The organism is Dechloromonas denitrificans (genome assembly GCF_001551835.1).
GTDB classification, from domain to species: domain Bacteria; phylum Pseudomonadota; class Gammaproteobacteria; order Burkholderiales; family Rhodocyclaceae; genus Azonexus; species Azonexus denitrificans.
Window position 1 is genome coordinate 35,401 of sequence record NZ_LODL01000035.1, and the last position, 16,027, is coordinate 51,427.

Annotated in this window: 9 protein-coding genes and 2 pseudogenes; 5 read left to right on the top strand and 6 right to left on the bottom strand. The window is 55.6% G+C overall.

Going from position 1 to position 16,027, the window contains the following annotated elements; genetic code table 11:
• The first annotated feature begins 196 nt into the window (after nt 1-196).
• Nucleotides 197-1,528, top strand: a complete 1,332-nt coding sequence (locus AT959_RS15005) for a site-specific integrase (protein WP_066884602.1) — start codon at nt 197-199, stop codon at nt 1,526-1,528.
• Between the two features lie 33 nt (nt 1,529-1,561).
• Here AT959_RS15005 and AT959_RS15010 read toward each other — a convergent pair whose 3' ends face one another.
• Nucleotides 1,562-2,359: a hypothetical protein gene (locus tag AT959_RS15010; RefSeq protein WP_157651336.1), complete on the bottom strand. Its 798-nt coding sequence runs from the start codon at nt 2,357-2,359 to the stop codon at nt 1,562-1,564.
• A 475-nt stretch (nt 2,360-2,834) separates the two neighbouring features.
• On the bottom strand, nt 2,835-3,470 hold the full coding sequence (locus tag AT959_RS15015; protein WP_066884608.1) for a hypothetical protein: 636 nt from the start codon (nt 3,468-3,470) through the stop codon (nt 2,835-2,837).
• Between the two features lie 1,494 nt (nt 3,471-4,964).
• On the opposite strand from AT959_RS15015, the gene AT959_RS15020 reads away from it, so the two are divergent.
• Nucleotides 4,965-5,270 carry a hypothetical protein gene (locus tag AT959_RS15020; RefSeq protein ID WP_066884610.1) on the top strand — a complete coding sequence of 102 codons (306 nt, stop codon included), beginning with the start codon at nt 4,965-4,967 and terminating at the stop codon, nt 5,268-5,270.
• 1,181 nt (nt 5,271-6,451) lie between these two features.
• Here the strand turns inward: AT959_RS15020 and AT959_RS15030 are convergent.
• The 3 genes from AT959_RS15030 to AT959_RS21260 form a co-directional block, all read right to left on the bottom strand.
• Nucleotides 6,452-7,525, bottom strand: coding sequence for a hypothetical protein (locus AT959_RS15030; protein ID WP_066884616.1), 1,074 nt, complete (start codon nt 7,523-7,525; stop codon nt 6,452-6,454).
• A gap of 404 nt (nt 7,526-7,929) precedes the next feature.
• Complete coding sequence (locus tag AT959_RS15035; protein ID WP_066884619.1) at nt 7,930-9,036, bottom strand: protein kinase domain-containing protein; 1,107 nt, start codon at nt 9,034-9,036, stop codon at nt 7,930-7,932.
• A 266-nt stretch (nt 9,037-9,302) separates the two neighbouring features.
• The gene (locus AT959_RS21260; protein ID WP_157651337.1) at nt 9,303-9,932 is read right to left on the bottom strand and encodes a hypothetical protein; all 630 of its coding nucleotides are present in this window, start codon (nt 9,930-9,932) and stop codon (nt 9,303-9,305) included.
• 380 nt (nt 9,933-10,312) lie between these two features.
• Between AT959_RS21260 and AT959_RS20670 the strand changes: the two are divergent.
• Nucleotides 10,313-10,774 (top strand): annotated as a pseudogene (locus AT959_RS20670) (transposase); the annotation flags it as partial.
• Nucleotides 10,775-10,857: 83 nt separating this feature from the next.
• On the opposite strand, the pseudogene AT959_RS21890 reads toward AT959_RS20670, so the two are convergent.
• Nucleotides 10,858-10,983 (bottom strand): annotated as a pseudogene (locus AT959_RS21890) (IS256 family transposase); the annotation flags it as partial.
• Between the two features lie 391 nt (nt 10,984-11,374).
• Between AT959_RS21890 and AT959_RS15040 the strand changes: the two are divergent.
• Both AT959_RS15040 and AT959_RS15045 read left to right on the top strand, forming a co-directional pair.
• Nucleotides 11,375-12,721: a restriction endonuclease-related protein gene (locus tag AT959_RS15040; RefSeq protein ID WP_066884622.1), complete on the top strand. Its 1,347-nt coding sequence runs from the start codon at nt 11,375-11,377 to the stop codon at nt 12,719-12,721.
• Complete coding sequence (locus AT959_RS15045; protein WP_066884625.1) at nt 12,706-16,026, top strand: ATP-binding protein; 3,321 nt, start codon at nt 12,706-12,708, stop codon at nt 16,024-16,026. Before AT959_RS15040 ends, AT959_RS15045 begins: the two co-directional genes overlap by 16 nt.
• Nucleotide 16,027 lies beyond the last annotated feature (1 nt).

Below are 16,027 nucleotides of genomic sequence, written 5' to 3' on the forward strand. Positions count from 1 at the left end.
TTTGGTCCGGATAAAGCCTTGAGAAATCAAGGCTTTTTTCGTTTACTGCGTCCCATTGGAGCATAAGTTTTTGTCTATGCTCCAATCGTGATCCAACGAATCCGGGGTGTTTTGATTTGTCGTCCAGTTTTTTGGGGCCGACACATCGAAAACGGTGCCTAGTGGCTATACGGTAACTCTATCGAAAGGAGTTACCATGGCTCAACAGCCATCTCAGTGCTGCAATGTTCAGAACCGTTCGCCCTGGCAAGTCGAGGTTCGTTCCAAGTCCCAAAGTAATCAGCGCTTTCCCTACAACCGCAAGGCGGATGCGAAGGCCTGCCTAAAGTTGATGACCGAGCAAGGCGCCAAAGCCAAACTCGTCCAACTCGAGACGTCGTTTCAGTTGCGTGTCCGTCGCAAAGGGGCTCGTGTCCAGGTCATCACGTTTGACACGGCGGTACAGGCCGAGCAGGCTCGCCTGAAAATCGAGTCGGAGCTGTCGGTCAGCATTATTCGGGATTACGCGAGCGCCGCCCAAACGACGCTGCGCGACCTCATGGCGCGCTATCGGGACGAAGTTGTCCCCGGCCACAAAGGGGCTGATATCGAGAAGACCCGCATCAACCGCATCCTGCGTACCGAGGCTTTCGTCGATAAGAAATTGGCGGCGCTGTGCACCGAAGACTTGCAAGATTTCATTACGGACCGACTGACTGAAGTCGCGCCCGCCACTGTTGACCGCGACCTGGACGTGCTGTCCCAGGTAATCCGTTACGCAGCGGATGTATGGAAAATCGCAGCCGCCGAAAGCCCGTTTGTCGGCCTGCATCGGCCGAAGTATTTCAATGAGCGTGACCGGCGCTTGCTGCCTGACGAAGAGCAGCTATTGCTCAAAGCTGCGCGGGCTGATGAAAATCCCTACGTCGAGCCGGCTATCATTCTGGCGCTGGAAACTGCTGCCCGCCGGGGGGAGTTGCTGTCCATCCGGAAATGCGATGTTTTTCTTGATGAGCGTTATGCCTACCTGCGTGATACCAAGAACGGTCGCCCGCGGAAGGTGCCATTGACCACCCGTGCGCTGCAGGTCTGCCAGGTCTTGATGGCGGAGTGCAGTGCCGATGACGAGCCGCTTCTCAAACTGACGGCGAATGCCTTGAAGATTGCTTTTTTCAGGCGGGTCGTACCGGCTTCCGGTGTGGAGGACATTCATTTTCATGACCTGCGCCACGAGGCTATCAGTCGTCTGGCTGAGTCGGGAAGGTTCCAACTTATCGAGTTGCAGGCCATCTCAGGCCATCGGGATACGCGTATGCTGCTGCGCTACGCCCATCTGTGCTGTGGCAATCTCGCCGAGAAGATGGATGGCGTTGCCATGGAGCGTACCAGCAAGGAGTATTTCCACCGTGGGCGTCGTCGTCGGGTGGATACTGTGACGTCGGTGGTCCATCAACCCAAGACAACACTGCCAGTCGCGCCGGTATCGCAGTCCCAGCCTAGCAACGTCATCGCGTTGTTTGGCGGGGCATTAGCCCGGCGCAGCCGCTGATTGGATGGGCACCCGGTGGCCCGGCCGGGTGCCTTATTGATGTCCGCCTGCTATGGGCAATCCGAGGGCCGCCAATTCGCGCTCCTCTTCCAATACAGACGGGCGTAGCGCGCTCCATCCGGCCGGGCGCCGAAATTGGGCCCGGCTCCCGAGGCGGGCAATCACATCGGATGTCCTGAACCACAGGCGTTTGACCAGCGCGACCGTTTCGCGCTCAAAAATGTGGCCGCGCTTGAAGACCTGCGCAGACTCCGGCAACAGTGCTCCGATCTCGACGCAGGTGTTTTCGAGATTGGTAAGGAGGGCCTGGAGCCGTTCCTCTGCTACCGGATTGGATTCGGTGGAGGGCGTCGCCGTATCCACCGGCATGGCCGACTGCATGCAGGATGCAAGCCTTGCGGAGGCACCCAAGAGGTTGGCGAGGAGTCGCTGTAGCTCTGGGCGGTCAATCAGGTCCCTGTACGCCGGCAGGTTGGGGATGGCCTCGAGATTCTGGGCCGCCCAGCGCAGGGCGTTCTCTATGCCTTGCAGGTTTCGGCGTGCAGTCTCTTCCGCTTCACGCTGGCGCGCCGGAGTCAGCACATCAGTCTCGATGCGTTCCATGAGCGCTTGGTAGCGCTCGGGACGTCCTGCGGTCGCGGCTCGAAGTAATGATTCGAAGGCAGCAGGGAGTTCGGTCGTAGTGACGGGAAACGAGCCAAGGTAGGACTGCGACGATGCGCCGCTGCCATCGGGCAAGCGCACGTACCGGTTGGCGTAGAGCATGACACTCGTCCGGTTGATTTTGAGTGAGACGGATGTTGGTTGTGTCAGGGGTTGATTGGCTGGCATCAGGGATTCCTCGCTGGGTTGATGCCCTATATAGCGACCGGCCTCAGTTATTTCGTTCAACCTGGTGGTAGGTCGCTGATCGCACGGTTGCGCTCGGGTGATTACAACGAGTGAGATGGCGCTTGCGCGTAAGACTCACCTTGTTGATGCAAGCGGTGATGGCGCGGACGACCGGCAATACAATCCTAGTGAGCGTAGCTTATCCGTAGGTGACACCATGGGGGATTGCAGGCGTCGGCCCGGTGGTGCCGCCGCCAGAGTACCTCGGCTGGCGACCACTCCTGAGAAACGGCCAGACGTACCGGATGGGGGCCCATGCAGTCGATTCGGCAAATTCGTACTGCACAACGAGCCTGAGAAACACTCGGCTCCTGATCGAGCCGAGGAGCCTGCCTTATTGTGAGGGCCCCCAAGCCGAATGGTACGGCAGCGTGGCGCCTGGAGGAATGTGCGGAGTATGTATTATTCTCCTTGCCTAACTCGCAGTGAGTTGCATCGGCTCACCGTGACTGATTTTCTGCACGTAGTAGATAACCGGCAGTGGGCCCGTAAAACCTCTCCGGTGACTCTCTTGGTACAGGCGCCAGGTTTGCTGTCGAACGCCGTGGAATCCGGGCTGATGAGCAAGTCGCTCCAGCCAAGCTTTCAGGGCGCTTTCGTTGCGCTGGCCGGTGAGTGAGGCCAGCGTCAGATGGTGCTCGGCCATCTCGCTTTTGGGGCGGCGCCAGGTCCAACTCGTACGCCCACGCGTTGGGTAGCGCACCAGTTCGTAGCCCAGCCACGTGAGACGAGATTTGCTGGTGACCGATAGCCAGTTTTCTTGCTCCAGGCCTTTGCCCTCCGTGGCGAGCAATAGCCAGTGCACTGTCTCGGCGTTTTCCGGCCAGTACAGCACCAAAAGGGCGTTGGCGTCCCCCCGCTGTTTTCTGACCAGGCGCTGTGCTGGCGTGGCGCCGATAGCGTAGCGGGCGTGGAACTTATGGGCGAGGCGCTCAGCCTTGTCGGCTCGGATTGTGCCCGAGGTGTACCGTTGGTAGCCGCGTGGGACCAAATCGAGAATACGACTCAGGGCGGCGGTTTTGCTACGCGAGACAGGTGTGGAGGGAGGCATTGGTGCGGTTCCTATTTGGGGTTACTACCCCATATAGGAACCGCACCAATGCAGTGTGATTTACTGTGACGAAGTCACACATATTGATGGTCCACGCAAAAATGGTGGCAATCGCTATACAAAACTGGACACAAGCGGGCAGACGATGAAGATCGTCTGCGTGCGCATGCCGCGGCGTTCTGCCCAAAGCATCCGACCGGGCGGGCGGGTGTTTCGGGCAGAACGCCAACTGCAAACACACTGGCCGAAAGGCCACGCTGGACCGCCAGTCCAGCACGTTGAGGATCGCCAGTCCTCAACCGAGCAAACGCTGAAGCCGCATGCCTCTAATAGGGCTGGTGCGGCTACGCTGGGCGCTCGGGGGTGCAACTCCCCCGTTCGACCCAATCGCACGTCCCCGCTCGCTGCAACATCGCGACCAGCGAGAGCCGGGGCCATAGGACAACGACGTTGGGCGACCATGAAACGGCATCAGGCAGGAAATGGCCTGATGACCTGGTTGCAAGCGAAAGCGGGTAAAGAGTCCCGCCGACGGGGCGTGCCGAAAGGGCGCAACGTCTGCCGCACACGACGGCTGATGAGCGTATGGCAACGTACGAGGGCTGCAAGGGGAAACCTGGCGCAGTCGATACCTCGGGAAACAGGGGATCTCTGGATAGCTCAAGCGTGTAACGGCACCCCACGAGGGTGCTGTGCGGAGTTCCGTAGAGCCAAAGGCATGGAGCCGTGGTTCGTCGTCGATGATGCAAATGATGAGTAAGAGAAGGGCTATGGAACATCGCCTCTCTGAAATCCAAGGAAAGCCGGAAGGCTAGTCATTTTGCTGAGACAGTGGCGCTACGGAGCGCAGTAGCTGCAATCTAAATGGGGAACCTCTCTCCTGGCCGTGACGGGTGGCACCGTGCGGATAGATGGGGAGAGGGGGAGACTCGGTGAATAGGGTTTGACCGACAGGACGATACGACCGAAGTCCGTCGGGAACTGCGCAAGCAGTGGCGAGGGTGGCACCTTGTCCCGAAAGCCGGGAGCGTTTGCGAAAGTGTGTTCCCCGAGAGGGGAGAAATAGGGCTTGGCAGCCCGTTGCAGTATGGCCTCCTGAATCGCTTGGCGGCGGTTCAGGGGACAGCATCGTTTGGCGACGGTGTGAGCGTACCAGGGGTTCGGTGTCACGCCGAACAAAATTCAACACTACTTCGGGCCCCCCGCAATTGCGGGAGCCTGTCTTTGATCGCGAGTCCTTGTCTTGACAGTCAAGGAACTGCAAACGACACTTGCCGCGCTGCTGAAACAACAGCAGTCGGGGGTGGAAGCCCGAAATTGGAGTCACGACCAGAGGCGGCGTCTTGCCTGTCCTCTGTCGTCGTCTGGCGTGCCATGGGCGGCCGGGCGAGGGGAGCCTTGTGCTCGCCGGTGGCTCCATCGGTCTTCCAACCCCCGTTTCGGTCGCCCACCCGATTGGAAGCGGGTGGGGTTCAACCTACATAGGAGCGCATCATGACCCAAGCCCTATTCCCGGCCGTGGCCGGTTTCACCACTGCGAATACCGAAGCTGAACTGGTTCGGAGTGGAAATAAATTCAAGGCGCATATCGCCGATAAAATCCCCATCGCGGACGCGTTGAGCGAAGTGCAGTCGCTGTGTGGCTGTGTCGCCGAGTTGGATGCCGCTGTCCGTGCAGGGCAGCTTTCTCCAACGACCGCAAAGGTGACAATGATCTATACGCTGGGTATGGCTCAGTCGATTTTATCGGCGGCCACGAATGGCGTCTGGCAGTACAAAATCGATGGGAAATCTTGGTAGAGGCGCTCGGTGTATTCGGGCACTTTGAGTCAGGCCTCGGTTGATGGCGTGAGTCCTGTTTCGTGTGCTGAATACTCGGGTCTCCCTATTTGATACTCCAATAAACGGATTGCCACGGGCGTAGTAGCTTCCCGTGGCAATCGATTAGGGAGCTTCTCGATTTTCGATGAGACCTGACTTGCCCGCATCGTGCTGTTGTTCCCTGCCAGTTCAAGCGGGTTAAGGCGATGCCGCCAAAATTCCAATAAAAGGCCTCAATCGCTATACAGGAGTGTGTCTCAATTGTTTTTTGCAATTGAGGGCTCACTCAAGGTCATTTTTGGGAGTTTAGTGATGAATGTAATTCCTTTCCCTGCTCCAGGGGCGCCTGTCACGGCGCGGCCTCAATCTCTGGATGCAGTTGTGATAACGCGAGGCCGGAGGGCCGGAATCAAAACCGTCTCTTCGGAGACGAACGAGCATCGTCGCCAGTGGCTGCTAGCGGTTATGGTACAACCTGGTGCGAATGCCGAGCTCTGTAGGCTGTTAGAGGCCCCGGACTCCTTCGTGTCTCATCTGATATCGGGGCGTAGGACGTTTACCAATGCACTGGCGAGAAGGATTGAGCTCGTGCTTGGCCTGGCGAGCGGAGCGATTGATGAAGGTATATCCCCTCGCCTCATTGTTCAACAACGCGATAGCGCTGATTCCAAGCCCGAACGGGTTTTGGATGAATCAATCGAGAGGGCTCTGTTGGGGATGCTCACTTCGGCCATCCACCAAGGCCGGGTAGGTAATCAGGAGGCACTGCAATTACTGAGGTCAATCGTAGTGATGTAACTTTTGGCCCGACTTTGTCGGGCCATTTTTCTGATCTGCATTATTTGGCTATTGCTACCCGCAATTGCTGGGCTTGGGGCATTTTTTGACCTTCCGCTGATCGGCCTGAACGGTCATTGGGGACCGGAGCTGTCTACGTCCGGAATGAATAGGTCACCGGTCGTCAGCCGGGAAATCGTTACCAATGACCGCTTTGCACTTCTGCTTATAGCCGGACCCGACCCTTTGCGGACTCTGGTCTTTCGTCTGGCATACGGCTGTTGTTCAACTGAAACCAGTCCAACGGTTGAGGTGACCCGCCCACCGAAGGCGGTGCGGATCGAACGAATTGGTTAGACCTTTTTGAGTTCAGGTCTTGGGATTCAGCACAAAACAATACCGGTGGGAATGACTCTGAAATTAAAAGTCATTGTCCAAAATTTTTTATCCGAACTCGGCTCAATGGTCCATGGTCCATAGTGTCCCATCATCATTTCTATCCGAGCTTGTTCATGATATTTAATCCCGTTTTCGTCTATGGGTATGCGAAGGCTGTTCTTGTCCGATGCCCACTCGTAGGTCAACCCATACTTGGAAAGAATGCTTTCAACCATATCTCTGGCGAAATCTATGCTTCCTGGTTCAGCATTAGTGCGTGGGATATTTAATCTTTCTACAACATATTGACTGCGCTGCTCTGTTAGAGGAATGCTAAAGATTTTATAGGCATATTCATTGAACTGTGTAAGTTCTTCACCAAGCCCCCATTTTTCATGGCTTTCAAGTATAAATGTCTTTTCCTGATGGGAAATATCCTTTGTGGGGATCGTGGATTTTTTTAACTCCTGGAGAACGTAGTCAAAAAAATCCAATAAGTAATTGTAGATTATTCCCGTGTAGTGGCAGAAGTAGTTGTCGGCATACATTACAAGACCGTCGGGGCGGGAGTATATTGAGCAGTTGCTCATTATGCTATTAACGTCGATATTGTAGGAATTGAAGGCAAGACGCTCGCTTTCATAGAATGGCATTATGTTGATGCCGCCGTGAACAATTCTGTTTCTAATAAAATTGATTTCCTTGTACCAGCCTAGCCCAAGAAAATCATATTTTTCTTTGTGTTCGGCAAATTTAGCCTCAAGCTCTTCGTATTTCTTCTTGCTCTTTTGGTTTAGTAAGATGGAGCCAATCTGATACGACAAGTCCCAAATGGTGCTTAATTTGATAAAGCAGTACTCAATAAATTGAGCGCGTAAAATTGGTTCATTGGATAAGTTCGCATTCCTCTCTGTATGAGTGATAATCCAGTGGGTCGCCAAAAATAATTTATTGAAATGCGTCCGAAGGTTTTTGCATAGCATGACAAACTTTTTATTTTCGAGAGCGTTGTCATCGTAGCTATGTAGGTAAATAAGAATTTCAGCGAGAGGGCTTTCAATCCAGTCTTTCTCGTTCATGTGTTTTTTCCAGTAAAGGATAGAGGGGTTTGTCTAACATTTAAGGTAAGGGGCGGCCCGCTTACGGAACGTCCCAGCAGCCTAAGGCTGCGCCTTGACCGGAATGTTGAACGAGGCCGCTACGCAGAGAAGTCGGCTTCGATGTTGTCTGTCTGAATTCAGAATGTTGCCTCGCCCCTCCATGGAGGGATTTTCAAATCGACATACGCGAGGTTGCCGCAAGATGGATAAGAAGTCCGCTCCTGATTTCGACCAGAACTACCTGTTGCATCTCAAACGCCTCAAGTTCAACTCCTTGGCTTGATATGAACGTTCATGCGATTGCCCTGGGTCAAGCTTGACCTCTACGGCCTGAAGTTCGATTACGAGCAAGTCCTGAAGAAGCCTTGGGGACTTTTCAAAGCTCAACGCACAAAATACCTGTTCTGTTGATCCATCTTCAACAGAAATCCGTCTGTATACAATTGAGCAATGTAGTCCTTTGTAAAATCAAGGCGTTTTGCCGTATGGTTCTTCCATCCCCAGTACTTAGCCAATACTGGATAAAGCACATTGGCCATATCTGCTTTGCTCAATGGGTTGGAAACGAACTTGGTAAGATGACGGAGACAGAGCAAGCTTAAAGGCTCAACGTTAAAGAGTTGGTCATCCAGAAATTGGAGCAAGCTACGTGCTGTGACCGATTTTTGGGTAAAAGCATGCTTGCTCTTAGTCACAAAATCGAGCGCAAAACAATCCAAATAGACTGATCCAGATGGATATTTTGCCAGAGCTTTCTTAATTAGGCGCTTGTCCGCCATCTGTTTGTGGGTAGGTCGTTTGCCGGTAAGCAATTCAACGAGCGAAACCGCTAACGCATACAAATCAAAGCCTGGGCCGCCCTCTGTAACACCCTCGGGCCGGTAGGCACGCGTATAACCGATAACCGGGTCCCCTTTTTTTACACTCACACCAAGGTCAATGATTTTGATCATTTCGCTGTGAGCCGGCATCCGGAAGACAGAAAAAACTTGTTTCTTCGGTTTGATTAGCACAAATAGATTGGCGGGTTTGATGTCCGCGTGTACGAAACAGCCTTGGCGCTGATAAGGCTTACCGTGCAACGTATTCAGTCCATGGAGGGCTGCGCGTATAAGCTCGAATACATCGAAGTAATGCTGTATGTCATTTGGTTTGTACTTGTGGTGGTCGATATAGCTCGATAGCGTTGTCCAAGGCTTCTGTAGCAACTCCATCGTGTACGCGTGCCAGCCATCAGTGGTGCAGTAGTAGTCAAAAATACGCACTGTCTCGCCATCGATTTCTCGACAGATGCGGATTTCATCACGCAAGTCGCAATCGCTGATCTTGATAGCTACGTCACAGGACAACCAGTTGTCCTTGGCTCGCCACACAGCGCCAAAGCCACTTTTCTCGCCGATTGGCTTGTCCCCAATGAGCTCGTAACGATCAGCCAAGGCAGTGAAAATCTTGTATACATCGTCGTTCGATAAAGATGCAGCAGCAGACACCTAAGCTCCCTTATTTGTAAGTACCGGACGATTCCGCGTCGATGTACCTATGGATTAACCTCCGCCAGTACAAAAAATTTAGTTGTTGCTGGCATTTCATCGTCAGCAATCGACCCCCTATGAAGTCAATGGACGACCACATATTCGTCATAATACTTGCTGCTTGGAGGTTGCGGTCATCGGCGTAAGATACAACGCTACGTCATTTCATACGCAGGGGAACGGCAGAAAAACGATTGGAGTGGTCGTACGAATGGCAGGTCTGGTTAGACACCGAGCGGCAGTTCCTCGCCCAAAGGCGTTCGTCGGGACGGTTCGCACACCAGTCTGCGGTTTAGCTCGCTATTCCATGGATCATAGAGATAGCCAGAAAAATGTCCCTGAGCACCCGAGCAATTACCTTGGAATATCGCCCGTGGGTCTACCTCAAGCCCGATCAGATCCTTCCAAAGTGCATCCCGTCGCCTTTGGTTCTCTTGCGGTTTAGCGTCGTATGAAGACAATGATCCAGTCACGAAGATACGCCCGAGTATCTCAACAGGAATCGCTTTGATGACCCGGTGCCATAGATGACGAGCAACACCGTGGGCTATAACGCTGCTCGGCAAGCTGAAATTCTCAATTCTAAGGTGGCCACTGTCGGTGAGCATGCTGATGTATTCAAGCCGTAGTTTATGCTCTTTGCCTTGATGGGGAAAATCGATGTAAAAATGAAGCCGGGGACTGACGCCATCCCTGCCGGGAACTGGGTCTACGTCCTTAGTCGCGACGTCGATATTGACCGAGATTCCCTGAAGCCATTTTCCATCGAAACCTGGCGTAATCTGAACTAACCCCCGGCACAGAAAACGGCCGTCATAGGTGTATCGAAAATCTGAAATGCTGCTTGCGACCATGCGCGTGTGCATCCAAGCGAGTAAATGATTACGGGTATAGCGCGAATTTGACTATCAGCAATTTTCCCAGATTAAATGACCGGAACGTTTGGCAGGGTTTTGACCAGAATAATTCTGGTCCATGGTTTCGATCATGTGGCGATGTATTGCTACCCGCTGCACTGCATCACCTAACATATGGTTCGTGCAAGTGATCGCGGACAGACATCGAAGTGACCGGTATAGAAAGGCATGCTGTCATACGCCATACAGGGCTTGAAGGTCGGCTTCGGCCGAACAACGGCCTGATGCTCATTGCAACAGGCGGGAATTCGGCCTTTGCTGCCGTTGGCTCCACGCAACTCGGACGATCGGTATGGATTTGCGAATTCAACCGGTGGATGCAACACACTAGCAACTGCGTGAGCAGAAGAAGTGTGGCCAATGAAGTAGAAGCCGTGGATAGCCAGAAGGCGTTAATGTGGGAACGCTGGCGCAAGGGCGACTCCCTTCAGCAGATCGCTCAATTATTTGATCGAAACCACTCGTCGATTTAGAGAGTCCTAGCTGAGACGGGTGGTATTTCCCCGGTATCACGATGTCGTTCTAAACGGGCATTAACGCTTTCTGAGCGAGAGGAAATTTCCCGAGGCTTGGTAGCGGGGTATTCCATCCGTGCGCTCGCTACTCAATTGAAGAGAGCGCCGTCCACCGTCTGTCGTGAAGTTAAACGCAATGGGGGCCGGGAATGTTACCGAGCAACTCAGGCCGACCAGGCAACCTGGACTCGGGCGCGTCGTCCCAACGCTTGTAAGCTGGCGGAGAACCCTGGGCTGGCTCATATCGTGGCGAACAAGCTGCAATATCAGCCTCCAATCTCGCGAATTACCGTACTGAACAACCTGGTGGGGTTACACAGCTAGGTCAGCTCAGCATCCAAGTTCTACTCCACGGGCAGCTTGGTCAGCTGCTTCAGCAGCCCATTCTCGCCTACCAAGCCTTTGGGATCCTTGTAGTCGGAGAGCGGATTGGCCAGGAGTTCTTCACCCGCCTCATGCGCCTTCTTGTTCATTGTGGCTCCGGACAGCGGCAGTTTCCTGCCAATAGTCCGTTTACACATAAACATGCACTCGCCCGGCCGAGAGCACGGTTATCTTGCTGCATCAGCTTGAAAAGCCATAACACCAGCAGTCTTTAGGTCTGCTTGCGCAATAAAGCCTATCAGGCTACCCCGTGCAATGGGAGTGCGCCATCCATTTACGAAGCCTTTGCTTCGCTAACAATTATCACAGTACACATTGCATACCATTTCGCTGTAACCGATAAGTAATAGAAATTACAAAATGGTTAATGACAATATCGTGGCCAGAGTCATAATTCGACGCCACATCATTCATTGACAGTGTTGAATGGTATGCATAGCATACCTAAATTGATATGGCATTAGATGTGGTAGGTTTACTATGCGCCAGAAAAAGCCCGAAAAAGACCAGAAGCAATTCTTGTCTGACATCAAGGCGGCCATCGAGACCCGCTCAGGCAAGCTAACCTGGGATGAATTCGCCACCCTGGCCGGTGTCGAGCCCCGGACGCTGAAGACCTATCGGATGCCAACGGAATCAAAAAACTACCGGCAGATGCCCAGTGTAGTCCGCCAGGCCTTTGAGGACCTTCTGTCTCGGCCTGCTAAGAGCCCGCGCAATGCCACCGCCCTGGTGCCGGCCCTGGCCGCCCTCGTGCTCTCCCAGGCCCACGTCTCACTTATCGACCGCCAAATCATCACCGGCCTTGATCGGCGCCGCGGTGCACGCAACGGGCTCACTGACAACGAACGCAGCATCATGTCCATGGTGTCGCGCTTCTGCCTGGTCAACGGATTTCCCGATTACGGCGGCGAGATCCATATCCTGCTCGCCCAATGCACCCGCCCACTCGAATCCTGGTTGCCTATCCCCGAGATTCTGTCCGCCGGCTACGGCCCCACCGTCCTTATCCACCCCGAGGACGGTATCCCGACCCCGGAAGCAGAAGAGCTTGCTGCCGATTTCTCAACCCTCTCGGCACACATCGAAGAAGAACTGTTCGTGAAGCTCATGGAGGCGCTCTCGAAATGCATCCCTGAACTGGGAGATGAGTATTACGCCCGTATCCGGGAATTCATCGTCCGCAACCCCGTGGCCGACGGCAACACCTTCTTTCAGGGCGGCAGGGGCATCCCCTCCGTCATTTGGATGTCCGTCCAGCACGAATACTACGAGCCGGTGCCTTACGCTTTGGCGGAGAACGGTAAGATCACACTCTGCGCTCACTGCAACAATCTCATGAAGCAGGAACGCTTCGGGCTGCGCTGCCAATCAACGGCCTGCACCACCGTCCACCTACCCAAAGCCGGAAAAACTTTCCCTGTCGATGAATGCCGCCGGGTCGTCCGGGGCATCCGACAATACTGGGTGGAGCCGGGGATCGACGAGATCCGGCTGTTCGACACGCTGCGCTCGAAGGGCCTCACGCCTGAGCTCTACCCCCACCGTGACCGGGTCGATCTGGCCATCGGCCATATTGGCATCGACCTCAAACGCTATGCGTCGCCTGAAGTCCTGGGCGCCAAATTCAGGAAAAGCCTGGGCGGTCTCGCCTACTACGAAAGCAAGTGGGTTGTAGTCCCAGATTGGTTGGTGGCTGCGACCCCATCCTATCTTGACCGGCTGGTGAGTGCCATGGGGGAAACGGCCGTCCGTGTTCGCTGCCTGTCCCTGAGCGACGCGGCGAAGCTTGCCGTCCGGGAAGGTCAGCAATGCGTGAAGCACTGACCCCGTACCGTGGCGCCAACAAGGCGAATTATCTCTGCATCCTTGCCACCGAGCTCATGGGGCTCGATTCACTCAAGCAGATCCCCAAGCTCCTGGCAGGCTTCGAGTCTGTCCTCGACACCCTCCATCCCGATGTCGCCCAGGCGATCCGCACCCTACGTATTTGCGGTTTTTCACCGACGACCCAGCGGGAATTGCGCCTCATCGTGGATGCGTATCTTACCCATCACCGGGCTAGGAATAATCTCGCCCTCGACGAGCAGGACGGGATTGATCAGCGCTACGAAATCACCAAGGACTTTTCCATCAAGAAGCGCTGGAGCACGGTGACGCCGGAAGATGTGACCGATGCGATCGGCTTCATCACCTCTAATCCGCCGCTGCGCACCAATACGCTGGCGGAACCCCATTATCCGGCGCTGCCGGCGACTGTGAGCCGCAATTCGGATGGCTATCGGGGGGATGTCGAGCCCCTGGGATTCGAGCCGCCGCCGATCCCAACCTACGATGCCGGCCGTATCGGCGTGCCCCCGGAGTGCGTGACCTGGGACGAGCTCATGACCACCGCTGACCGGTTCGATACCATGGACGTCGAGTGCGGCCGCCAGTTGCCCCAGGATCGGCGCTGGTATCACCGGCTGCATGATGTTGACGGGACGCCGACTGCCGATCTGTTGGCCGCTTCTGGCACCGGCCTGGTGCAATGCGACAGCCTTGACCTGAAGGGGATTAAGCACCTGATCGGCCTACCTGGAGCCGGCAAGACAACCTTGCTCTATTTGCTTGCCGGCTGCCTGGCGGATCGGGATAGTCGGGTCTGCTTCCTTTTCCCTTCCATCGAAGTCGCCATCGGGTTTATCGAGACCCTGGAGCGTTACGGCGTCGGCGTCGGACTGCTTTCCGGCCAGGGGGATACTGCCCGGACCAAGCACTTGGCCAACTTTTCCACGGCTGCAGCGCGGGAGAACAACGGTTTTGGCGTTACCCGGCCGGCCGCTCGGTTCTTTGCGACCAACTGCGCTTTAGCGGGGTTTGCGAGCGAGGAGGAGGACCCGTTCCCACACGGCAATCCGCCCTGCACGGAGCTTGCCCAGCGGATCATCGCCCAGGGTAAATCCCAACCCCGACGCTGCGCCCTAGCAGGCTGTTGTGCCCGCCAGGGGAGCGAACGGGAACTCATTTCCGCCAACATCTGGGCGGGCCACGTGCTCTCCATGGATAGGGGGCTGTCGCCGCTCTTTGCCGATGCCGATATCAAACACTTCGAATTCATTGCCCGGACATTCGACCTAGTGGTCGTCGACGAATGCGACGGCACCCAGTCCGAGCTCGATGCCCGGGGGACGCCGATCATGCATTTGTTCGGCGAGGAGGATGCCCTTTGGGCGACTCTCATCGGTGACCTGCATCAGCCGATCGCGAAGGGGAACAATGCCTTCGTGGCTGGTAAGGATATGCCTAGCCTCATCGAGATGACCGGTCGGTTCGGCCTAGCTACCACCCGGATTTCTGCTCGCATCCAGCATTTGAGCAAGGCTGTCCAGGACCAGTATCAGAGCAAGCTCCTGACGTCTCTCTCGCTCATTGCCGATATGTACCCCTACGGTGGTGAATCCGGGGATGACGAGGAGTTGGAGGCCCACGCCCGCGCCCGGCATGGGGTAGAGCGGCTATGGGATGCCGCGGTAAAGCTAGTCGCCTTCCGGCCATCGATTAAGGATGACGAAGATGAAGTGATCGATCTCGCCCGCGAACTTCCTGAAATCGCCGGGCTTATCGGAGCCACTCTCGAGGAAACCCAGAAGATCCACCGGGCACTCCACAGCGCTCTGGAACTATGGGACCGGGATGCTGATCAGCAGTCGATCGACCAGATTGCCGCCATTATGAAATCCATCGGCATCATTGCTACGCCGCTCGAAGACCGGCTGCTTGCCGAGCACTGTGCCCTCTTGGTGACGGTATCCCTGGTCATCCTCCAGCACTTCGGCCTCGCGCCCCATTTGCGCCTTCTAAATTCCCTCAACCTCATCAGCGACAAGGTGTTCGAGTCCCGGCCGTCCCGGGACCAGCTAGCCATCCTACCGGAGTCTTTGACCGGTAAGCTAAGCGGTATCCGGTTCATGGTGAGTGATGAAGGCAATATCACAGTGGCACATGTGGGCATTCAGGGGACGCCCCGGCGGCTATTCCAACGGATGCATGAACTGGGCCAGGAGGCAGGGAAGGGGGCCGCGTTCCTGCTCACCAGCGCCACCTCGCTCCTCGAGCTCAGTCCACGTTTCCACATTAACGAAGGTCCCCATTACATCCTCCGGCGTCCCAACGCCGGTGACGGCTGGAAGAACTCCCGGTACGAGTTTCTACCCCTCCCAGATCCCCTGCAGCCGACCCGGATGCTGCGCTTTAGCGGTGCGAAGCTCACCCAGCGAGAGCAGATTCTGAAATCGATGGCGGACCGCCTTCTCGAGGGCGGTATCCTGTCCCGGGCCGCCACGGCGCTCCGGGGTAATGACGTAGTTGATGGGGTCGGGCGCAAGCTCGGTTTCGTCGTAAACAGCTACGATCAGTGCCAGATGCTGTTCAACCACATCCAGGCTAACTATGCCGAGTGGCGGGGGCGGGTCCGGTACCTGCGCCGGGCGGGGCCGGAAAACCATAACGCCAACGCTCTCACAGCCTCTGAAGTCGAGAACTTGGGCACCGATCCCGGCTGGGACATTCTGATCTTCCCGATGAACGCTATCGGCCGCGGGGTCAATATCGTCTATCGAGACGGCCTTCGGGCCAACCAGGCCATGATTGGATCCCTCTACTTCCTCACGCGTCCTCACCCGAGACAGGACGATCTCGGGCTGATCCAGGGGCTCATCGGCCGCCGTTCGGAGAGCTTTGACAAGCGCTGCTTTGATACGCTCGATAGCGCATTTTCAGCCATGGATCTGGAACGGAAGGAAGCCGTCGATGAAGCCAAGGCGATGCTGCGTATGTCCCTGGTGGCTTCTCGTCTGGGAAAATACGCCGAGCCTTTTGTCGCCGACCAGATGATTATCATTCTCCAGACCATCGGCCGCGCTATGCGGGGGGATTGCCCAGCCTTCGTCTATTTCGTGGATGCCGCCTGGGCGCCGGCATCAGCCCGGGGAGAGCCGGATACATCCCGGACCTCCATGCTCGTGATGATGCAGGACATTCTCGATCACTGCCTGAACCACCATGATCCAGTTATGAGGGAATGCTACGAAAACCTGTATCAGCCGTTCTTCATTCCGCTGTCCTCCGTTGCCAATCTTTTGAAGGCATAAA